General features: G+C 54.3%; 19 protein-coding genes and 1 pseudogene. 14 read left to right on the top strand and 6 right to left on the bottom strand.

The window, feature by feature from the left end:
- Complete coding sequence (locus SYNC_RS04570; RefSeq protein WP_011618911.1) at positions 1-1,623, bottom strand: 2-isopropylmalate synthase; 1,623 nt, start codon at positions 1,621-1,623, stop codon at positions 1-3.
- A gap of 131 nt (positions 1,624-1,754) precedes the next feature.
- Here SYNC_RS04570 and SYNC_RS04565 point away from each other — a divergent pair, with 131 nt between their 5' ends.
- Entirely contained in the window at positions 1,755-3,329 is a 1,575-nt protein-coding gene (locus SYNC_RS04565; RefSeq protein ID WP_041426432.1) for a glycoside hydrolase family 57 protein, read from the top strand.
- Positions 3,330-3,337: 8 nt separating this feature from the next.
- Here SYNC_RS04565 and crtL read toward each other — a convergent pair whose 3' ends face one another.
- Together crtL and gyrA are read right to left on the bottom strand one after the other, a co-directional pair.
- Positions 3,338-4,570 carry a lycopene beta cyclase gene (gene crtL, locus SYNC_RS04560; RefSeq protein ID WP_041426940.1) on the bottom strand — a complete coding sequence of 411 codons (1,233 nt, stop codon included), beginning with the start codon at positions 4,568-4,570 and terminating at the stop codon, positions 3,338-3,340.
- A 2-nt stretch (positions 4,571-4,572) separates the two neighbouring features.
- Positions 4,573-7,251 carry a DNA gyrase subunit A gene (gyrA, locus tag SYNC_RS04555; protein ID WP_011618908.1) on the bottom strand — a complete coding sequence of 893 codons (2,679 nt, stop codon included), beginning with the start codon at positions 7,249-7,251 and terminating at the stop codon, positions 4,573-4,575.
- Positions 7,252-7,383: 132 nt separating this feature from the next.
- On the opposite strand from gyrA, the gene SYNC_RS04550 reads away from it, so the two are divergent.
- From SYNC_RS04550 to rsmD, 5 genes and pseudogenes are all read left to right on the top strand, one after another.
- Entirely contained in the window at positions 7,384-8,055 is a 672-nt protein-coding gene (locus SYNC_RS04550) for a CAAD domain-containing protein (protein WP_041426431.1), read from the top strand.
- A 60-nt stretch (positions 8,056-8,115) separates the two neighbouring features.
- The gene (locus SYNC_RS04545) at positions 8,116-9,279 is read left to right on the top strand and encodes a GuaB3 family IMP dehydrogenase-related protein (protein ID WP_011618906.1); all 1,164 of its coding nucleotides are present in this window, start codon (positions 8,116-8,118) and stop codon (positions 9,277-9,279) included.
- 196 nt (positions 9,280-9,475) lie between these two features.
- The gene (trxA, locus tag SYNC_RS04540) at positions 9,476-9,799 is read left to right on the top strand and encodes a thioredoxin (RefSeq protein ID WP_011618905.1); all 324 of its coding nucleotides are present in this window, start codon (positions 9,476-9,478) and stop codon (positions 9,797-9,799) included.
- Positions 9,800-9,840: 41 nt separating this feature from the next.
- Entirely contained in the window at positions 9,841-10,491 is a 651-nt protein-coding gene (gene hisH / locus SYNC_RS04535) for an imidazole glycerol phosphate synthase subunit HisH (RefSeq protein WP_011618904.1), read from the top strand.
- A pseudogene (gene rsmD / locus SYNC_RS04530) lies at positions 10,449-11,027 on the top strand (16S rRNA (guanine(966)-N(2))-methyltransferase RsmD); the annotation flags it as partial. The gene hisH and the pseudogene rsmD, both read left to right, overlap by 43 nt.
- Positions 11,028-11,037: 10 nt before the next feature.
- Here the strand turns inward: rsmD and petG are convergent.
- On the bottom strand, positions 11,038-11,151 hold the full coding sequence (petG, locus tag SYNC_RS14980) for a cytochrome b6-f complex subunit V (protein WP_011618902.1): 114 nt from the start codon (positions 11,149-11,151) through the stop codon (positions 11,038-11,040).
- A 56-nt stretch (positions 11,152-11,207) separates the two neighbouring features.
- On the opposite strand from petG, the gene SYNC_RS04525 reads away from it, so the two are divergent.
- Genes SYNC_RS04525 through ruvC form a run of 6 tightly spaced genes read left to right on the top strand, consistent with a single transcriptional unit; the run spans position 11,208 to position 16,449 of the window.
- Positions 11,208-11,597 (top strand): cytochrome c, encoded by a 390-nt coding sequence (locus SYNC_RS04525; RefSeq protein WP_011618901.1) that lies wholly within the window; start codon positions 11,208-11,210, stop codon positions 11,595-11,597.
- A gap of 8 nt (positions 11,598-11,605) precedes the next feature.
- The gene (locus SYNC_RS04520; RefSeq protein ID WP_148201840.1) at positions 11,606-12,325 is read left to right on the top strand and encodes an RNA methyltransferase; all 720 of its coding nucleotides are present in this window, start codon (positions 11,606-11,608) and stop codon (positions 12,323-12,325) included.
- A 25-nt stretch (positions 12,326-12,350) separates the two neighbouring features.
- Positions 12,351-13,472: a serine hydrolase gene (locus tag SYNC_RS04515; protein WP_011618899.1), complete on the top strand. Its 1,122-nt coding sequence runs from the start codon at positions 12,351-12,353 to the stop codon at positions 13,470-13,472.
- A 14-nt stretch (positions 13,473-13,486) separates the two neighbouring features.
- Positions 13,487-14,875, top strand: coding sequence for a DUF3370 domain-containing protein (locus SYNC_RS04510; protein ID WP_041426430.1), 1,389 nt, complete (start codon positions 13,487-13,489; stop codon positions 14,873-14,875).
- A complete protein-coding gene (gene bchI, locus SYNC_RS04505) occupies positions 14,872-15,960 on the top strand; it encodes a magnesium chelatase ATPase subunit I (RefSeq protein WP_011618897.1) in 1,089 nt (362 codons plus the stop codon). Before SYNC_RS04510 ends, bchI begins: the two co-directional genes overlap by 4 nt.
- Before the next feature lie 6 nt (positions 15,961-15,966).
- Complete coding sequence (gene ruvC, locus SYNC_RS04500) at positions 15,967-16,449, top strand: crossover junction endodeoxyribonuclease RuvC (RefSeq protein ID WP_011618896.1); 483 nt, start codon at positions 15,967-15,969, stop codon at positions 16,447-16,449.
- A gap of 411 nt (positions 16,450-16,860) precedes the next feature.
- Here the strand turns inward: ruvC and SYNC_RS14600 are convergent, their stop codons facing one another.
- Positions 16,861-17,031, bottom strand: a complete 171-nt coding sequence (locus SYNC_RS14600; RefSeq protein ID WP_167897168.1) for a hypothetical protein — start codon at positions 17,029-17,031, stop codon at positions 16,861-16,863.
- Positions 17,032-17,459: 428 nt separating this feature from the next.
- Between SYNC_RS14600 and SYNC_RS04495 the strand changes: the two genes are divergently transcribed.
- Entirely contained in the window at positions 17,460-17,897 is a 438-nt protein-coding gene (locus SYNC_RS04495; RefSeq protein WP_237699278.1) for a hypothetical protein, read from the top strand.
- 17 nt (positions 17,898-17,914) lie between these two features.
- Here SYNC_RS04495 and SYNC_RS04490 read toward each other — a convergent pair whose 3' ends face one another.
- Positions 17,915-18,250 (bottom strand): hypothetical protein, encoded by a 336-nt coding sequence (locus tag SYNC_RS04490; protein WP_041426429.1) that lies wholly within the window; start codon positions 18,248-18,250, stop codon positions 17,915-17,917.
- Positions 18,251-18,572: 322 nt separating this feature from the next.
- Here SYNC_RS04490 and SYNC_RS04485 point away from each other — a divergent pair, with 322 nt between their 5' ends.
- Positions 18,573-20,276: a YdiU family protein gene (locus tag SYNC_RS04485; protein WP_041426428.1), complete on the top strand. Its 1,704-nt coding sequence runs from the start codon at positions 18,573-18,575 to the stop codon at positions 20,274-20,276.
- Positions 20,277-20,912 lie beyond the last annotated feature (636 nt).

Below are 20,912 nucleotides of genomic sequence, written 5' to 3'. Positions count from 1 at the left end.
TTAATGAACAGGGCTTGAATCCAGCTGAGCCATATCCAGTTGCGGATGAATGGTTGGTCCTGCTGTTCCTGCAACAAGACGATTCAGAGCATTCACAAAAGCCTCAGCGGCGGCCACCACCACATCCGTATGCGCGGAATGACCGGAATAGAGTTGGCCGTCTCTACGCAGACGAATGGTGACATCACCCATGGCATCAATGCCTTCCGTCACCGACTTCACAGAAAACTCCACCAATTCATTGGGCTCTCCTGCCAGTTGGTTGAGGGAACGACAAACAGCATCCACCGGTCCGGTGCCAACAGAGGCTGCTGTTTGCTCCTGGCCATTCTCATCGGCGAGTGTCACAGTCGCTGTGGGCTGAAGACTGCTGCCGCAGCTCACCTGCACCAGCTTGAGCTGGTACTTGGCATCGGGTTGTTGCACCTGAACACTGACGATCGATTCGAGATCGCGGTCCGTAATTTCCCGCTTGCGATCAGCAAGATCCTTGAAGCGAGCAAAGGCATCATCAAGGTCCTCACGGCTGAGGTCATAGCCGAGCTCTTCGAGCCGAGCCCGAACAGCGCTTCGGCCGCTGAGCTTGCCCAGCGAGATCCGATTGTCGGTGAGCCCAACGGTGCGCGCATCAACGATTTCGTAGGTGAGCCGGTTTTTCAGCACTCCGTCTTGATGGATGCCAGATTCATGCGCGAACGCATTGGCACCCACAATCGCCTTATTGGGTTGCACCACCATGCCGGTGAGATTGGAGACCAGGCGCGAGGTCTTCGTGATTTCCTCCGTACGGACTGCAGTGAGCGGGGTTGGTGAATCCTCATCACGTCCAAAGAAAGGATTGAAATAGCGCCGGCGTACATGCATCGCCATCACCAACTCTTCCAAAGCGGCGTTACCGGCGCGTTCGCCGATGCCATTCACCGTGCACTCCAACTGACGCGCACCTGACTTAACAGCCTCGAGGAAGTTTGCAACTGCCAGCCCAAGATCGTTATGGCCATGAACCGAAATCACCGCTTCATCGATGTTGGGCACGTTTCGATTAATGCCCTCAATCAAGCGGCCGAATTCAGTCGGTGTGGTGTAGCCCACCGTATCTGGAATGTTCACGGTGCTAGCACCAGCAGAGATGGCCGCTTCGATCACTTCATACAAAAACTCAGGGTCGCTGCGCCCCGCGTCTTCACATGAAAATTCAACGTCGTCTACAAAAGAGCGGGCGTAGGCAACCATCTCTGGAACGATGCCGAGCACATCTTTACGGCTCTTTCGCAACTTGTGTTCGAGATGGATGTCGCTGGTGGCAATAAATGTATGTATGCGTTGCTTTGGGGCCGGAGCGACGGCATCAGCGCAGGCCTTGATGTCGCCGCGGGAGGCACGGGCCAAACCACAGATGATCGGGCCATTCTCACCACCAACCTGCTGGGCAATGCGCTGCACAGCAGCGAAATCACCAGGGCTCGCAAACGGGAATCCAGCCTCGATGACATCAACACCAAGACGGGCCAGTTGCTGCGCAATCGCAAGCTTCTCCTCAAGGTTGAGGCTGGCCCCTGGGGATTGTTCACCATCTCTAAGAGTGGTGTCGAAGATCAAAACGCGACCTGGATCCTTGGCCATGGCTAAAGCCTCGAAGGGTTTTAGTCGGAATGACTATGAGTTAAGCCACTCTAAGCGAGACGGGCGTTACGAGCCGGCTGCTTTAGGGAGAAATACCGGTACATTCAAATGACCGAAAGAGAGAGTGAGCATTGGCCCAAGGAGCACTAGCCCTTGTTCTCCATGCGCACCTTCCTTATGTGCGGGCAAGCGAGGCGAACTCGCTCGAAGAAGACTGGTTTTTTCAAGCGCTCATCGAGTGTTATCTCCCACTTTTGGAGATGCTGGAGTCTGCTGCGAGCGACCCTGCCCAGCAAGCGCGCCTCACAATGGGGATCTCACCGACCCTGTTGTCGCTGCTCGCAGACAACACACTCCATAAACGCTTCCCAAGCTGGGTTCAATCACGCTTGCTGCTCCTGCAACAGGCCCCCAGCGATCGCAAAGTTGCTGCCGTACACCTGCAGAGCTGCTTTGAGCGCTATCTCCTGAGCTGGCAGAACAGCAATGGCGATCTGATCAGCCGTTTCCGCGCCCTGCAACGACAAGGTGTGCTCGACCTGCTCACCTGCGGGGCAACTCACGGCTACTTGCCACTGCTGCGAGAACATCCAGAAGCGGTGCGCGCCCAGTTGCGCACGGCAGTCCGCGAACATCAACGCCTGATCGGCGAACAGCCTCTCGGGATCTGGCTGCCGGAATGCGCCTATTACGAGGGGCTGGATCGATGGATGCGCGATGCCGGACTGCGCTACGCGGTGCTCGATGGCCACGGACTTCTTCACGCCAAACCAAGGCCGAGGTACGGGGTTTACGCCCCGATCTGTAGCCGCAACGGTGTGGCCTTTTTCGGGCGGGACAGTGACGCAACGCTGCCCGTCTGGTCTGCTCGCGATGGTTACCCCGGTGATCCCGCCTACCGGGAATTCCACCGCGATCTGGGCTGGGATCTTCCGAAAGAGCAGATCGAATCCTTTGGCTTGCCAACCCAACGCCCCCTCGGCCTCAAACTGCATCGCGTGAGTGATCAACGCGCTCCGCTGGAAGCCAAACAGCCCTATGAACCTGAGCTCGCTCAGGCACGCACAAGAGACCATGCCAAGCATTACCTCGAGGGGCGGCGCCTCCAACTCGAAGCCCTCGAAGAACGCATGGATAACGCCCCGTTGTTGGTGGCACCTTTCGATGCTGAATTATTTGGACATTGGTGGTTCGAGGGTCCATCGTTTCTGGCTGAGCTCTTCCGCCAAGGACCGGAGCAGCAAGTGAGGTTTACAACCCTGCGTGGCGTGCTCGACCAACAACCCAACCTGCAGATCTGCGATCCCTCCCCTTCCAGCTGGGGACAGGGGGGCTTTCACGATTATTGGCTCAACGAAAGCAACGCCTGGATCATTCCGGAATGGAGCCGTGCTGGCCGAGCGATGAAAGAACGCTGCATTCGTGGGGTGGGGAGTGAAATCGGCCTGCGCATGCTCGATCAAGCGGGCCGCGAGCTGCTGCTCGCTCAGTCGTCGGACTGGAGCTTCATCCTTCGGGCGGGAACCACAACCGACCTAGCCAAAGAACGCATCGAGCGGCACCTGGAACGGTTCTGGACCTTGATGGCCTGCATCGATGGCCGAGACAGGATGAGCGAAGCGTGGCTGAATGACGTTGAGGCAGAAGATTCATTGTTCCCCTTGATTCAGCCTGCTGATTGGGCACAAGTGGCAATCAACAGCTAAGCAAGAGATCAAGACGACTTTGCTGGCGCCCCAAGCACCAACCCTCTCCGAACATCCCAGGGCGAAATCGCAAAGAGACGCAGCATCACACCCATCAAGCGCGTTAGGGACAAGGTGTTGGTGAGAAAACCGCTCCACTCCTCATGGGGCAATTGAAAAAAACTGGTGAAGTGCCGGCGCAGTAATTGTTCATCGAAACCCATCAAGCGGCCCAACCCAAACTGAAATAAGCGGTGACGAAGCACCAACTCCCAAGGCCACAACGCCTGCCAACCAAGACGAGCCAAATCTGCTGAACCAAGCCTGGGTTGTTGCTTCAGTGCCGCGGCCAGGGCATCCGCCAATCCAGGTCCACGACGCAGCAAAGCCCCCACCATGTAGCCCGAAGCTGGATGCACCATGCTCGCCGCTCCACCGAAGGCGACCAACGGCTGATTGAAATCCGGCAGCGGCAAATTCATTGGAAACAAGCAATGCTCTACTTCCATCACCTCAGTGATTTCCACATCCGCGTTGGCTAAGCGTTGTTTTAAGCGCTGCTTCAACACAGCCTCAGACACAGGAGGTGCCAAGGCCAACGACGTTTCCTCCACAAAAAACACCCCGTCACCGAAATCCATCGCATACAAAAAGGTGGGGGGTTCATTGCGTTGTTCCTCAGTGAGGTGGTCACAGCGAAAATCCATCAACACAAAGCGACCTGGCTCGACCGGGGGGTTGCTGAATCGACCCACCACGCCATAGGCAGCCTGGCCTGCCACTGGGCCCTGATCTGGCCGACGGATATGGGAACTGCGATGCCCTGATGCATCAATCACCACTCGAGCCAGATGCTGTACCCCCGATGCGCAATGCACGCTGGTGACATCACCCTGCAACTCGATGCGCTCAACACTGTCTTGATGCCAGGTCATTCCCCGGCAATCACCCAGCCAATGCTGCTGAAGCTTTTGGCGATCAAACAGCCCGTAATCCATCCCATGGGGCGTGGGTAGATCTTCTGAATCCGAGCCACCAGCACCATAAAAACTCACCGTGTCGCTCCAGCGGTGCTCTAGCAAATGTTCGAGACCCAACAGCTCAAGTTCCTTCGCCCAGATCCCATACGTGTTCGGCCAAGGTGCCTCCACCGAATTCGGTGCAATTCCCTCTACTAAAACCTCGCGCCGATGCAGTTCGGAGCTGATGCAAAGGGCAGCAGGACCGCCCCCAATCACCAAAACATCCGCGCAATCAGCCAAGGTCAATCCTCAGCTGAAGGTTCAGACAAGTCTTCTGGAGTGGCTGCCTGTTCAGCAACAACATCAGGCGCACTATTGCTGTTGGGTTCACCAGCGGAATCGGATTCGGTGTCGTCATCCGTTTCGGCCTCAGGGGGAACCAGCACAACATCGGCTAAACGGTCGCCCTTATCCAGGCGCTGCAAACGAACGCCAGTGGCTGCGCGGGATTGCTGGGGAATGGCATCAGCGCCAGTGCGAACAATCACTCCCTTTTCACTCACCAGCAGCAGCTCCTCTCCGGCTCCCAGCACCCGTAAACCCACAAGCTCGTCGGCATCGGTGCGGAACTTCATCGCACGCAGCCCCATCCCAGCCCGTTTCTGCAAACGGAACTGTGTCACCGGCACCCGTTTCCCCAGACCGGAGGCCGAGGCCACCAGAACCCAAGGCCCCTCGGCTGCAGCCGATTCCCCGCCGTCACTTCCCTCGTCGTCCTCATCGACACTGGCAGCGATTTGATCAGCCAACTCCGCAGGCAGCACATCCATACTCACCAAGCTGTCGCCCTCACGCAAATTCATCGAGCGCACACCACGAGCTGTTCGGCCTAGCGGCCGCAACTCGTTATCACTGAGCCGGAAGTGAATCGTCATTCCTGCCCGTGAGCCAATCAATACGCTGTCTCCTGGCACAGCAAGACGCACCCAAGTAAGGGCATCACCCTCCTCCAAACCAATGGCAATCAAACCGTTGGAGCGGATGTTGCTGAAGGCCGAAAGCCGGGTGCGCTTGATGTATCCACCGGTGGTGAGCATCAACAAGTCGGTGTCATCGTTGAACTCCGAAACGGCCAGCAACGACGTAATCGCTTCTTCCCGAGGGATCGGCAGTAGCTGCACAATCGGAGTGCCCTTTGCCGTCCGGCTGCACTGGGGAACGCGATAAGCAGGAACGGCATACGACACACCCCGATCGCTAAACAGCAACAAGGTGTCGTGGTCGTTGCATCCAATGAACAACTTGACCGCTTCTTCTCCTTGACTGCGCGTACCGGCCTTGCCTCGGGTGCCACGACTGGTGGCTTCAAATTCACTCACCGGCATCCGTTTGAGATAACCGGTTTCGGTGAGCAGCACCACAGAACGCTCATTGGCGATCAGATCGATGTCTTCCAGACCACCAGCAAGATCAAGAATCTCGGTGCGGCGAGGAACGGCGTGGCGGTCTCGTAGCTGCCCCAGCTCATCTTCAATGATTCCGAAGACCCGCTCTCTACGGCCAAGGATGTCTTTGTAATCGGCGATTTTGGTGACCAAATCCTCATGCTCAAGGCGGATTTTGTCAGCCTCTAAAGCAGTAAGGCGCCGGAGTTGCATCTGCAAGATGGCATCTGCTTGCACAGCAGACAATCCATGGCGCTCCTGCAACTGCGTGCGCGCTGTTGCCGTATCGGGTGCCGCACGAATCAGGGCAATGATCGGATCGAGCTGATCGAGGGCCAACAACAAGCCCAAGAGGATGTGGTCGCGCTCTTCCGCCTTGCGCAGCAAATAGCGCGTGCGGCGTTCGATCGTCTCAACTCTGAACTCGAGGAACACCTCGAGCATCTTGCGCAACGTGAGCAAAATCGGCTCACTGTTGACCAACGCCAGCATGTGGGCGCTGAAATTGCTCTGAAGTGGGGTGAGCTTGTAGAGATTGTTAAGCACCACCTGCGGATAAGCATCGCGGCGCAGCTCCACAACAACGCGCATGCCATCGCGATCACTCTCATCGCGAATATCGGAAATACCTTCCAGCTTCTTGTCGTTGACCATCTCAGCGATGCGTTCAATCATCGCCGCCTTATTCGTTTGGTAAGGCAGAGCTGTAATCACCACCGCATCACGATCCGGGCGACCAGGCGCCTCGATCGTTTCGATACCAGCAACCCCTCGCATCGTCACCGAGCCGCGCCCGGTGAGGTAAGTCTCACGAATTCCGCTGCGACCAAGAATTTGTCCGCCCGTGGGGAAGTCAGGTCCAGGGATAAGAGCCATCAGCTCCTGATCCGTGATCTCAGGATTACGGATCAAGGCCAACAAACCCGTGATCAGCTCTCCAAGGTTGTGCGGAGGAATGTTGGTGGCCATGCCCACCGCAATCCCTGCTGATCCATTGAGAAGAAGCTGGGGAATCCGCGATGGCAGAACGGTGGGTTCTTGCTGCGAACCATCGAAATTGTCAGCGAAGTCAACCGTTTCAGCCTCGATATCTTCCAAAAGGCTGTCGGTGGTCAGCGCCTGCAACCGCGATTCCGTGTAACGCATGGCAGCCGGAGGATCGTTGTCGACCGAGCCGAAATTTCCATGCCCATCAATCAGAGGCATGGACATCGAGAAATCCTGGGCCATGCGCACCAGCGCGTCGTAAACGGCCGTATCACCGTGGGGGTGGTACTTACCCAGCACCTCACCCACCACACGAGCACACTTGCGATAAGGCCGATCACTGGTGAGCCCAAGCTCGTACATGGCGTACAAAATTCGCCGGTGCACAGGTTTGAGCCCATCTCGAGCGTCGGGTAGCGCACGCCCGACGATCACGCTCATCGCATACTCCAGATAGGAGCGCGACATTTCGTTGCGCAAATCTGTCTGGATGATCCGATCGTCGGATTCGCCGGGACCGCCGCTGCCGGGTCCCACTGGATCCGCCATACAAGACCTATTTGCCTTAGATCAGCTTATCGCGAGAAGGAAGGATCCAAAAGGTCAGCTTTTGCTGCGTCTTCAAAACGGCACGTGACAACGCCCTTAAGCTTGCGCAACTCGCCAAGTGCTGCTGAAGCCATGGAAACCGATCCGATCAATCCGGCATCCTCTGACTCCAGCCCCTCGATGGAGATCAAAAGTACCGAGCCGATCGAATCAGGCGAAGCAGCAGACGTTCCAGTAACAGCCGACCCCGAAGTCGCTAACGCAGCAACCCCGCTTCAATCCGAAACCGAAGCACCAGAACCCGTCACCCCGGCGCCAATATCACCAGATCCGGTGACAACTCAGGAGCCTGTCGACGCATCGATTTCAACGCCCGCAGCAGCCGATTCCACTGCAACCGAGCCCACGGCAGCCGAAGCGATCGCTGAGCGCATCCAAGTTGCAGCCACAACTTCATCCAGTTCCGACGACAACTCCAGCGAGGGGGGGGAATGGGACCTACTCAGCTCCAAAGTCCGGCAGTGGTGGGATGAGAACAATCTCGTTGACCTCTGGCAACGCTCCCGCAGGCCACTGCTTCTGGTCGTTGGTTTAATTGGGTTGACCCTGCTCATCAGGATTTACAGCGGAATCTTGGCGGCGATTGGCAGCATCCCTCTCGCTCCAAGATTGTTTGAACTGGTTGGCCTGGGTTGGCTGATCTGGTTCTCCGTAACAAGACTGATTCGCAGCGAAGAGAGAAAAGCACTGCTTGCAAAATTGAGCGGCATTTGGACCGCCTTCAGGGGCTCGGTTCGACCCTGATCACTGCCATGCAATGCATGACCGGTTGGTAGTTTGTACTGATCTTTAGTACGACTAACGGTGGACATTCAGCTCGGACGCTCCAAAGTTGTTCGCCGGGCCTATGGCATCGATGAGATCGCCTTGGTGCCCGGGGGTCGCACTGTTGATCCAGAGGTCACCAACACCAGCTGGTCACTGGGAGGAATCGAGCGAGAAATCCCGATCATTGCCAGCGCGATGGACGGGGTGGTGGACGTGGGAATAGCGGTACGGCTCTCCCAACTCGGAGCTCTTGGTGTCTTGAATCTGGAGGGAATTCAGACCCGCTACGAGGACCCCAGCGAGGCTTTGGATCGCATCACATCCGTCGGCAAGGACGAATTTGTTCCGTTGATGCAAGAGATCTATAGCCAACCCGTTCAGGAAGATCTAATTCGCAAGCGGATTGAAGCGATCAAATCTCAGGGCGGAATTGCAGCTGTGAGCGGCACGCCAGTGGCGGCATTGCGCTTTGGCAAGGCGATTGCAGAGGCGGGGGCCGATCTGTTTTTTGTACAAGCCACCGTGGTCTCCACCGACCACATCGGCCCCGAAGGACAAGAAACCCTCAATTTGGAAACGCTTTGCCGCGACATGGGTGTGCCCGTAGTAATCGGCAATTGCGTCACCTACGAAGTCGCCCTGCAACTCATGCGCGCTGGTGCTGCAGGCGTCATGGTGGGGATTGGCCCTGGTGCAGCCTGCACCTCTCGTGGTGTCCTCGGCGTCGGCATTCCCCAAGCCACCGCTGTTGCCGATTGCGCTGCTGCACGTACTGACTACGAAAAGGAAAGCGGTCGCTACGTCCCGATCGTGGCTGATGGAGGAATCGTCACCGGTGGTGACATATGTAAGTGCATCGCCTGTGGTGCCGATGCCGTGATGATTGGATCTCCCATCGCCCGCTCAGAAGAGGCACCAGGCCGTGGATTCCACTGGGGAATGGCCACGCCAAGCCCAGTGCTACCTCGGGGCACTCGAATCAACGTTGGCAGCACCGGCAGCCTCGAACGCATCCTGCGAGGTCCAGCCAAACTCGATGATGGAACCCACAACCTGCTCGGTTGCCTGAAGACCTCGATGGGAACTCTTGGGGCACGCACCATCAAGGAGATGCAGCAGGTTGAAGTGGTGGTGGCGCCATCGCTTCTCACAGAAGGAAAGGTCTATCAAAAAGCACAACAATTAGGAATGGGGAAATAAGCCTTAATCTCAGGGTGTGCGGGCTTCGGCCTACACACTCCTCACACCCCCCGGCCCGACGCGTTCGGGCTTTCTGTCTTCGTCTGACGGGCTCGCGTCTCGACTCGAAACCGTCACAGTTCTGTAGAGCCCCCAAAGATTCCGAGAAATCTTGGTAAGTGGTTGCTAAATTCGCTTAATAACGACGACAAATGGAATGTCCAGCGCTACCGCTGTAACCGACGCATCCTTTGAACAGGATGTCCTTCAAAGTGACGTTCCTGTCTTAGTTGACTTCTGGGCTCCCTGGTGTGGCCCATGCCGCATGGTGGCTCCGATTGTTGACGAGATCTCTAAGGAATTCGAAGGCAAGATCAAAGTCTTCAAGCTCAATACCGACGAGAACCCCAACGTCGCCAGCCAGTACGGGATTCGCAGCATCCCCACTTTGATGGTGTTCAAGGGGGGCCAGAAAGTTGACACCGTCGTTGGCGCAGTTCCCAAAGCCACGCTCTCCGGCACGATTTCCAAGCATCTCTAACGACTAGCTGGTCTTCTTTATTCGCATCGCTACCGATCACCATGTCTCGTTCAGTTCAGACCATTGGACTGATCGATTACGGCATGGGAAATCTTTTTTCCGTTCAAACTTGTTTTCAGCGCTTGGGGAGTTCCCTCAAGGCTGTGAAACATCCGGAGGATATAGAAGGCTGTCAGGCCTTGATCCTTCCTGGTGTGGGCGCATTTGATCCAGCTATGGATCGCTTAGAAGCCACAGGGCTGATTCCTCAATTGCTTGCTTGGAACAAAGCCGATCGCCCACTTCTGGGAATTTGCTTAGGTTTGCAGCTGTTGTTTGAGTCCAGCGAGGAAGGCCAACGCAAGGGTCTTGGCTTGCTCCCTGGACGGGTGAAGCAGCTTCCAAGGGAACAGGGAGAGCGCATCCCTCATATGGGCTGGGGAAGACTGCAGATCGATCGCCCCTCCCCCCTACTTCCCGATCCTTCCAGCGCTGAATGGATGTATTTCGTTCATTCATTTGCCGCTGAGCCCGAGGAAGCGCAGGATCGAGCTGCAAGCGTGGAATTCGGCTCAGGCCTTGCCACGGCTGCTGTTTGGCGCAAACGGCTTGGGGCCTGTCAATTTCACCCTGAGAAATCGGCCCTTACAGGGCAGCGCTTGCTGTCGAGATGGCTGGAATGGCTGCAGCAAGGCGCTCCGTTGATGCCGTGAGCGGCCTGCTACGTCTCAGTGGAGGCCGTCGCTTACGCAGTCCTGTTGGGACGAGCACCAGACCAACCGCAGCACGTGTTCGCGAAGCAGTGATGAACATGCTCGCCTCAGAGCTGCAGGGTGCCTCCTGGCTCGACCTTTGCAGCGGCAGCGGCGTCATGGGCTGCGAAGCGATCGAACGCGGCGTGAGCAGGGTGTGGGCCGTGGAAAAGGATCCCAAAACAGCGTCCGTCTGCCGAGACAATCTCGTGCTGATCGCTGGAGGACGATCACCATCTCCAGCCATTGAAGTGATCCGTCGAGATCTGGTGAGCTGGCTTAAAACGGGCCGTCCAAGTTCCCTGCCCGCCTTCGATGTCGTCTATTTCGATCCTCCCTATGGATCAGACCTTTATGAACCCACCTTGCTTGCATTGCTTGAGGGCAACTGGGTCAGCATCCGGGGATTAGTGATTTGTGAACACGCTCACCATAAAAAATTGACCGCACCGTCTTCCTGGAGGGTGGTGGATCAACGAAGGTATGGAACAAGCGCCCTCTTGCTGCTCAGCCCTCCAGAGCACTACCCCGGCGGTACTGATTCCAAGCGGCAACAAACAACCCCATCAGGGTGATCGGGATCAAACCCAAAACAATGCCGCAAAGAAGGGGTTCGATCATGTCGTCGCGAGCAATGAAAAGATCAAGCACAATTGTTCCATAATCTGGTCTCTTCTGTGACGGCACCGTCATCAAATGCTGCTGCAATCCCAGAGCGGAGTCGAGGGCTCATCGCGGCCCTTACCGTTCTCGCGGCGATGGCTTGCATTGTGTTGTTGGTCTGGATGCTGGGCAACACAAGACAAGATCCATACACCAAAGCAACTCTCGCCCTGGAGGGATCGGAGCAGCACGGCGGTCAGATGTTCCGCATCAATTGCGCCGGCTGTCATGGCATCGCAGGCCAGGGATTGGTTGGACCGAGCTTGAAAGGAGTAAGCGATCGGCGTAAGGACATGAAGATCATTCACCAGGTGGTGAGTGGTGACACACCACCCATGCCCCGCTTTGAAATCGAGCCTCAAAACATGGCTGATCTGCTCGCCTATCTCAAAACACTCTCTTGACATTGGCCGTGGTGCTGGTCGAGCCGGCGGGACCTCTCAATGTCGGCAGCGTGGCCCGATTGTGTGCCAATTACAACATTCAAGATCTCAGGCTGGTGGCACCCCGGTGTGATCCAGATGACCCAGAGGCTGTGCGCATGGCGGTCCACGGTGATGCCGTTCTCCAACACGCCGCGATTTTTCCTTCGTTGATCGAGGCAGTCGCAGATTGTCAGCAGGTGGTGGCCAGTTGCGGCCGGATCGATCACGGCGAGATCCCTCTGCAATCGCCCGAGGAGATCGCGCCCTGGATTCAATCGGGCAGGTCGCAAGGCCTGCGCTCGGCCCTGGTGTTTGGACGGGAGGATCGAGGACTCTCCAATGACGAGCTCCTGATCAGCCATCGGGTTTTCAAGTTGCACACCGGAGATGTCTACCCATCTCTCAACCTCTCCCATGCCGTGGCTGTGGTTCTGCATGAGCTGGAGCGAGAACGGCGCTTGCGGGCCAAACCTGTTGCACCAGTCATCAGCGAGATCCCTGCCAGCGCTCCTGAGCTGGATGGCTGCCTGCGCGATGCGGAAGACCTTCTGCTCGAGGTGGGCTTCCTCTTGGAGCACACAGCAAGCGCGCGGATGGCCAAGGTGAAAGGACTCGTGCAACGAGCCCTGATTCGCAGCGATGAAGTGGCCCTCTTGCGCGGGATGGTGCGTCAATTGCGTTGGGCAGCGAGGCGCAACCGCCCGTAACCTCAGGCTCTCCTGCAACCCCCCCTTGGCCTCCAGTCGTTCCAGTCAACAGCCCCCTGGTTGGGGACGTCCCCTGAGGTTGCTGCTGCGACTGGTACTGATGGGTGTGGGCCTGGGAGTTATCACAGGATCTGCCCTGAAACTTGCTGGTCCTGCTCTCCAGCGCAGAGATCTCACCCTTCCCAGCTGGCTCACGCCAAAGGTGAAACCGGACCAGCCAGTCCCAAGCGACTCAAAGCCCACCGTTATCAATCCCCCGAGCAGCACAGACACGCTCGGACGTTTCGAGACCAAACAAGAGCTCACCGCCTTGAGCAAGCGCTGGCAGGCGCTAGCAGCCAAGGACCCAGACCTTCAGGTGAGTGCCTTCATGTTGGCGCTCGACGATGGCCGCTACGCCCAGCTCAATCCAGATACAGCATTGCCCGCCGCTAGCGCTATCAAAACGCCAATCTTGCTTGTAGCCATTGAAGAAATTGATGCCGGCAGGCTGAGCTGGAATGAACCCCTCACCCTCAGCAAAACAGTAGTGGGAGGCGGCGCAGGCTGGATGGCCAGCAAGCCACTTGGGACTCGCTTCCCAACCTATGAAGTAGCCACCGAGATGATTCGCGTCAGCGACAACACAGCAACGAATCTGCTGATTGAACGGGTGGGGGGACAAGCGGATCTGAACGCGCGCTTCAACAGCCTGGGACTCAGTGCCACCAAGGTGAACAACTGGCTGCCAGACCTCAAAGGCACCAACACCACTAGCGCCCGTGATTTAGCAAGAGCGATTGCCCTCGTGGATACCGGAGAAGTGCTCTCGATTCGCGGCCGCGATCTGTTTCGCGAAGTGATGGGCACCTCAGTCACAAATCGGCTCCTCCCCGGTGGACTGCTCAAGGGCCTAGGGGGATCCCAGGGGAAACCCGATGACAGCCTGATGATTAAGGGCTATCGCGTGTTCAACAAAACCGGCGACATCGGTATCGCTTACGCCGATGCTGGACTGATCGAACTTCCCGATGGTCGCCGTGCCGTCGCTGCCTTCGTTGTGAAAGGTCCCTTCAATGATCCCCGCTCCACAGAGCTGATCCGCAATATGGCTGCCGCCATGGCACCGGTGCTCAAACCCAAGCCAGCGCCTCCACGTCAACGCTGATTCCTGTTTTCACCATGCGTCATTCTTTGCTGCTGGCCGTCGCGGCCTTCTGCCTTATCACCGTCCCAGGCATGCCATCCAAGGCGGACACCCAGGAGGCGGATTCATTGGTTCGTCAGCAGCAGCTGCGTCCACTTCCAGGCCAATTGGATGAAGTGCTGATGCTGAATGACAACAACCCCGAGCTGATCACCGGTGAAGGGGTGCTGCTGTCCACCTTTCCAACCAACCAAGGGCTCGATGTTGCCTTTAACGGCCGCTTTGATCTGTTCAGCCACCACGTTTACGCCGGCAAACCCGAGGAGCTGGCCTCCACCCTCTGGCTGGCAGTGCTTGCCCAACCACTAGGCCCCGAACCCGTCACGATTGACGTGATTAGCGGCAGCACCTCGCTGTCTCAGGGGACAAAACCAGGACAAACAGCAGCCCCGTTCCTACCCCTGCCTTCATTAATGGCAGAAACCACAACCCCTATCGCCTCCGGACCAGGAAGCCGGGTCGCTGGGGATTTACTCCGCGGCGATCAGGCTCCTGAGCTTCCCAAGCAAATCAAGCTTGCCCCCGGACATGCCAATACGTTGCTGGTCCTTCCTCTTCCCGTAGCAGGACTTGACCCGCTGCTCAACGGCCGCAATCTGCAGCTTCGGATGAAGAGTTCTGCACCGGTGTATCTCGCCACCGTAGCGGCCTTCGGCAACAACAACTCGCCACCCAGCGATCAACGCTGGAGAGCACTGCTCAGCGCCGGGACGCGAAGCCCGAAAGAGCATCAGCCCACGCCACGGGGCAGCAAGGGTCGGATGATCTACTCGAGGGTGAGCGGCGTCCAGATCGGCAGCACCTGGACAGGCACCTTGGCTGATCCCGGCTCCACAACCCTGAACATCAACGAAGCGCCGATCTCATGGCCGATCAGCAGCCTGGAGCGCGGTGACCTCGGCACCGCTCAAGTGCAAACAGCTGAACTCAAAAGATTTGACAAAGGAACGGCCTGGGCCGCCCACGGTAATTACGGAGTGGAATATGACCTCACCCTTCCGTTACGCAACCCTGACCAAAGCTCTCGAACGGTAGCGATCGCCCTGGAGTCCCCCGACAAACGGGGCAGCAGCACCAGCAAATTGCAGTTCAAACCTGGCAACAGCGGGCCGGTCATGTTTCGCGGCCCCATTGAAGTGACCGGCCTGGATGGAGCCAACGGAAGGGCGATGGGCCGGAGACGCTTTCACCTCGTTTTGCGACGTGGTCAAGAAGGACCACGGCTGGGCACGGTATCTCTAGCTCCAGGAGAGAGCCGACGGGTGCGCGTACGACTGGTTTATCCCGCAGATGCCACACCACCGCAGGTGCTCACCGTGCTGCCTGTGAAACAATCCAATTCATCAACCGACGTTCACCCGTGAGTTCACCGCGCAAGCGCAGAGTCTTTCCCTTCACCGCCGTCATCGGCCAGGAAGAGATGAAATTGGCGCTGCTGCTCAACGTGATCGACCCGCGCATTGGCGGCGTAATGATCATGGGAGACCGGGGAACGGGCAAATCCACCACGATCCGGGCACTGGCAGACCTTCTTCCCGGAATTGAGGTAGTTGCAGGCGATCCCTACAACAGCTCTCCGACCGATCCTGACCTGCAAAGCAGTGACGTGAGGCAGCGCTTGGAACACGGCGAAGCCCTTGGCACAGAACAACGCCAGGTGCCCATGGTTGACCTTCCCCTTGGTGCCACAGAAGATCGCCTCTGCGGCACGATCGACATCGAAAAGGCATTGAGTGAAGGCGTCCGCGCCTTTGAACCAGGTTTGCTCGCCAAAGCCAACCGCGGCCTGCTTTACGTCGACGAAGTCAACCTGCTCGATGATCACCTGGTTGACGTTCTGCTCGACTCCGCAGCCTCTGGCTGGAACACAGTGGAACGCGAGGGTGTCTCCGTGCGTCACCCTGCCCGCTTCGTGTTGATTGGATCAGGCAACCCGGAAGAAGGGGAGCTTCGGCCCCAACTGCTCGATCGATTTGGGATGAGTGTGGAAGTGCGCACCGTTCGCGATCCACAATTAAGAGTGAAAGTGGTGGATCAGCGCACGGCTTTCGACAGTGACCCCGACGCCTTCAGCATGAGCGTGACGGCTGGCCAAGACGCCCTGCAGGCCAGGGTGGTGGAAGCGCAGCAACGACTTGAGCAGGTCACAATTGACGATGACTTGCGCCTGAGCATTTCATCAGTCTGCGGAGAATTGGACGTGGATGGCTTGCGTGGCGACATTGTGACCAATCGAGCAGCACGCGCCCTAGCCGCCTTTGAGGGGCGCACAGAGGTCAGCGAAGACGATGTTGCCCGCGTGGTGTCTTGCTGCCTGCGCCATCGACTGCGCAAAGACCCTTTGGAGCAGATTGACTCCGGCGATCGGGTGGTCAAGGTGTTCTGCAAGGTGTTTGAACGCAATGAGTCGAGCGATCGCTCGGAGTTCGAACTGGCCCTGGCCAGCTAGTTCACATTGCGGATCCTCGGCATTGATCCAGGCTTGGCAAGGGTTGGCTACGGCGTGATCGACGTAGAGCCACGCAAGGGAAAGCAGGAAGGCTCGCAACGGATGATCGACTGCGGAATCATTCGCACCGATCCAGGACGAAGCGAAGGTGAGCGAATGGTGGAAATTGCCCGTGACCTCCGCCAAATCATTCGAATCCATCAACCGGAACTAGCCAGCGTGGAGAAGTTTTTCTTTTACCGCTCCAGCAACACCATCGCCGTTGTACAGGCTCGCGGTGTGTTGATCATGACGCTCGCACGCTTTGGGCTTCCGATTGTGGAGTTTCCACCAATGCAAATTAAGCAGGCGCTAACAGGGCATGGCCACGCAGACAAAGATGAAGTTCTTGAGGCCGTGATGCGCGAACTCAATCTCGACACACCACCCCGACCCGATGATGCTGCTGATGCATTAGCCGTTGCACTGACAGGATGGTTTCAACACTGACCAAACAATCAAGGGGCTCCTTGAAAAATAGAAAGACAGAGAGAATATGATCAAATATATGCACCAACAGGGGAAGAACCACACCAAGAAACCATCTAGACAAATCACTTGAGCCCATCAAATAGGGAATTAGCAGCCTCTCATCATCTCTCTTAATTATTAAACAAGACCAGCAAATAACTGATCCCAAAACAACGATCCAACGGCTTAAGTATTACGAATGCAGGCGAGTTACCCCGTAGGGACGACGCAAAACAATGCCGGACTAACATGAAAAACTCAGCACCATCCATTACCGAAAGCCACAAGTCATGAAAACGCTTTTAAAGCATTCAAAAGGCAAACATCATGGAAAAACAAAACAAAGTAAAAAAACCAATATCAACAAATTTAAATAATTTCTAAAAGCACTTAACCAATTAATTTATCAATTGAAAGGATGGACGAAATCAAGGCAACATTGAGCAGAAGTAAAAATCCTGCGACTGAAAGAGTAATCATTGTCACATCCTGACAGATGCGAAAGCCACACTGTGAGCCCAAATCTGTAGTAATGCCAAAAATTACAAGCAGCCCAGCCAAGGCAGAGCAGCACTCTGCTGAACCAGGAAAGACAGTGCATCATCCTCAAAGCCACCACTGAATCCGATCACCCAGCCTTACGGAATCAATATTGATTGGATCGTCATCATGAGTTTGGATGGTCAGAAGCACATCACGGATGGCATTAGGAGATGGGACCTGATACAGAGATTTGGCCAGTGGTTCTCGTGGCAGCAACGATTGTGATTCTGTTCATGGCGATGGCAGCTTCGAGCACTGGAACCTTCGAGTGCGTAGGCGCCTGCGGCTAGAAAGCAGGCAGCTTGTGGCAAGCAAATCCTCAACCTCTCAGTAACGAGAAGAATGTGCCTTTGAAACAGCCAATAGCCCCACAAGCACATCAGCCAACAACGCCATCCATTCGTTGAAGCCGACTGACGAAGAACACATGCGATAGAGCTCATGCCTTGTGGAGCAGAGAGCGTAATTTGGTTTCACTTAGTAAAGAAAGAGAAAAGCTGCTATCAATTGAAATATCCGTCGCTCTGTTTCAAATGAACGAAAAGATGGAACAAAGCCTTAATTGGTTAGGCCTCACTGCTGACGAGCAAGCAAAGATCTACAAAAAAGTTCCTGAAAAAGCAAAAAAGTATGGGGAATTTTACCGAATCAATGGAGAGATTTATTATGCAGGTGATGACAGCAGCTGGTTTATTACAATCCCTAATGAGTATCGAAACCTCTACCCAGACAGATTTGCATACCAAGAAGGCAAAGCGGAAGAGCCCGCCTTTATACACACTCAAGTAATTGAATGCCTAACAGACGAATTCGATGAAAAAGCCGTATTAGAAGAATACATTGGCGTCAAGAGAGAGCACATTGGAGAATTCTCAATTTGCTAATCAAGAGAAAGCAGTATTCAAATCACTGGGAATGAGAAGACAGAAGCATCAGAAAGGGTCTTAGTAATCGACTCCAAATATGTTACGTAATCCTTCATCAAAGATTCTCTCATCCAAATCGCATACACCGTAAAACCATTTCGATCAACAGCCTTCACCCTGACACCGTCAATTTGCTGACGAACCCAAGAACCAGAGTTATTACTTGGCTTAATAAAAGCATCAAGCTCTTCCTTCAAAATAAAATCTATAACGAGACTCTTGTCAACACACAAACGTACGAATTGAACCACATCTTCAACAGATGCAAGTCGATGGAGAGTGGTGATAGCATTGGATTGGATTAAGTCCATCGTCAATGGCAGGGGCTTGAAAGCCCAAAAAAGAAGTAGTAGAACCTAGATCCTTTAATTATAGTCACTGATCGCATCTAAATCAATACGCCATGAGTAAGAAGAAGGAAGAGGCAAGAATGGAGCGTTGCATCAAAGACACAGATTAAGGAATGGAGTCCTATCAGGCTCTCGATTAAAAAAGGCAAAAGATACTCTTGTTCCTAAATTTTGCATACAAGCACATCAATCAATAGGGAAGCACAATCTCAAGGCGGCAACATGACCATATGAGATGAAACTAGGTATGATGGTTAGAAGATCACAAGAGCAGTCAACGAGAATGTCAAATCCACATAAGCAAAATTCTGAGCAATCATTAGCTTCTTTTGACAATTTTATTAAAAACGCGAATTATTCACTACTAGACACACTGACTCCTGACCCCGAATCCACAAAAGATGGCGATGATCATCGCCCTCGGCAGGTCCGCTCAGGTCATTTTGTTCCTGTCAATCCAAAGCCCCTGGCACAGCCCATCTACATATGCCATAGCGAAACATTTTTCTCCGAACTCGGATTAGATCAAGAACTAGCCTTAAATGGAGAATTTAAGAAACTATTTTCGGGTGATCTGTCAGAAACTCGAGACCCGATGAGACCTTATGGTTGGGCAACAGGGTACGCCTTATCAATTTATGGAACTGAATATAATCAACAATGTCCATTTGGGAATGGCAATGGCTATGGGGATGGTCGCGCAATTTCTGTCTTTGAAGGAATCCTTAAAGGCCAACGTTGGGAGATGCAATTAAAAGGGGGAGGACCAACTCCTTACTGTCGGGGTGCTGATGGACGTGCGGTTCTGCGCTCAAGCGTAAGAGAATTTCTTGCACAGGAATTGATGCATGCCCTCCGGGTACCTACGTCGCGTTCTTTAACACTCTATGTATCACAGACAGAGACAGTTAGGCGACCTTGGTATTCAGAAAGCTCTAACTCATCTGACCCAGATATTTTAGTAGAGGATCCAATTGCAATTTCAACTCGTGTAGCACCCTCCTTTATACGCGTTGGTCAATTGGAACTATTTGCACGACGCGCTCGAAACAACAAGAACCCTAAAATATTAAATGAGTTACGTATGATCGTATTACATTTAATCGATCGAGAATACAAATCTGAAATCGATCAGAATTTAGATTTTTCATCTCAATTGATAAAGTTAGCAGAGCTCTACCGAGAACGCCTCACGAGCTTGGTTGTGCATTGGTTACGCACTGGTTATTGCCAAGGAAATTTCAATAGTGACAACTGTGCAGCTGGTGGATTCACCCTGGACTATGGACCGTTTGGATTTTGTGAGGTCTTTGATCCGCTTTATCAGCCTTGGATTGGGGGTGGCGAACACTTCTCATTCTTTAACCAGCCAGTAGCTGCAGAAGCCAATTTTCATATGTTTTGGAAGGCCATAAGGCTGCTTATCACAGACGATGCGGCAGCTCTAGAGCAATTAGACAAGATCTGTGATGGGTTTAAACCAAAAATCAAAACTACTATTCAACAGATGTGGGCAGACAAACTTGGCCTCACACACTACAACAAAGCCTTGGTCAATGAATTGTTCCAGCTCATGGTCCAAACCAAAGTTGATTTTACAATTTTCTTCCGCGAGCTATGCAAGATTCCAAATGATTTGTCTGATTTAAAAACAAGCTTTTATGCCTTGATTCCTACAGACCTAGAGCGTCAATGGCAAACCTGGCTTCAGAGCTGGAACGAGCTGATAGAAGGAAGAGGGGATCCCACCGAGATCACAGACAAGATGAAGCGCGTTAATCCGAAATACACCTGGCGCGAGTGGCTCGTTGCCCCTGCTTATCAACAAGCGAAGCAAGGTGATTATTCGCTTGTCAAAGAATTGCAAGAGGTCTTTAGCCATCCCTATGAAGAGCAATCACAAGAAATCGAAGAAAAATACTATCGTCTAAAACCTGATCAGTACTTCAATGCAGGAGGAATTTCTCATTACAGCTGCTCATCATAGTTTTTTAGCTGCTTTCATCCAAACGCAAGGTAAGCACTGAAAACCCAGCTCGCGACGGAAAGGGCAACTGGATTGTCCATCCACGAAGATCCACGCGGTCACCTGATCAGCAATAGATACATCAACCGAATAGTATTAAGGGCTTAAAGAACATATCAAATCTCAATCAAAACACTTCATTCACCACATAAACATACCATGACCAACCAATTTGATCATCAGTTAGTGTCACCAGAAGCAAGCGTCAAAACAATACAACAAGCGATCAGTCAACTTCTGAACGAGCTCACTCCATCCTTGATCAAGAAAAGCGAATCGATAGCCACAGACCCAATGTCCCGAGTCGATTGCTGTATCGAGTTGGTCAAAACAGAAGCATCCTTAGCGGCTTCCTTAATCGCAGATTGTGCTCCCCAAGGACGTCCGATGCTGGCACAAGCACAACAGACACTCAAAAGCTTAGAAAGCTTGCAATTACTAGGGAAAGCAGCCCTCAAAGCAGATTAGATTACGATATTATCACCTTCAATACATCAAACCAACGCGGCAAATTCATTCTACGCCAAACCAAAAGCCCTCCAAATTAAATCCTTAAAAAATCACTTGAATAACAACCAGACAGATCAAAGGATAATA

Origin of the sequence: Synechococcus sp. CC9311 (assembly GCF_000014585.1) — a bacterium.
Classification (GTDB): Bacteria; Cyanobacteriota; Cyanobacteriia; order PCC-6307; family Cyanobiaceae; genus Synechococcus_C.
The sequence above is the reverse complement of the archived record's forward strand: the minus strand, read 5'-3'. Positions and strand labels throughout refer to the sequence as shown.

What these genes read in the sequence shown, in the direction of transcription:
- SYNC_RS04570 (WP_011618911.1), bottom strand. Translation starts at nt 1,623, where the DNA reads ATGGCCAAGGATCCAGGTCGCGTTTTGATCTTCGACACCACTCTTAGA.
- gyrA (WP_011618908.1), bottom strand. Translation starts at nt 7,251, where the DNA reads ATGGCGGATCCAGTGGGACCCGGCAGCGGCGGTCCCGGCGAATCCGAC.
- SYNC_RS04550 (WP_041426431.1), top strand. Translation starts at nt 7,384, where the DNA reads ATGGAAACCGATCCGATCAATCCGGCATCCTCTGACTCCAGCCCCTCG.
- trxA (WP_011618905.1), top strand. Translation starts at nt 9,476, where the DNA reads ATGTCCAGCGCTACCGCTGTAACCGACGCATCCTTTGAACAGGATGTC.
- hisH (WP_011618904.1), top strand. Translation starts at nt 9,841, where the DNA reads ATGTCTCGTTCAGTTCAGACCATTGGACTGATCGATTACGGCATGGGA.
- petG (WP_011618902.1), bottom strand. Translation starts at nt 11,151, where the DNA reads ATGATCGAACCCCTTCTTTGCGGCATTGTTTTGGGTTTGATCCCGATC.
- SYNC_RS04510 (WP_041426430.1), top strand. Translation starts at nt 13,487, where the DNA reads ATGCGTCATTCTTTGCTGCTGGCCGTCGCGGCCTTCTGCCTTATCACC.
- SYNC_RS04490 (WP_041426429.1), bottom strand. Translation starts at nt 18,250, where the DNA reads ATGGACTTAATCCAATCCAATGCTATCACCACTCTCCATCGACTTGCA.
- SYNC_RS04485 (WP_041426428.1), top strand. Translation starts at nt 18,573, where the DNA reads ATGTCAAATCCACATAAGCAAAATTCTGAGCAATCATTAGCTTCTTTT.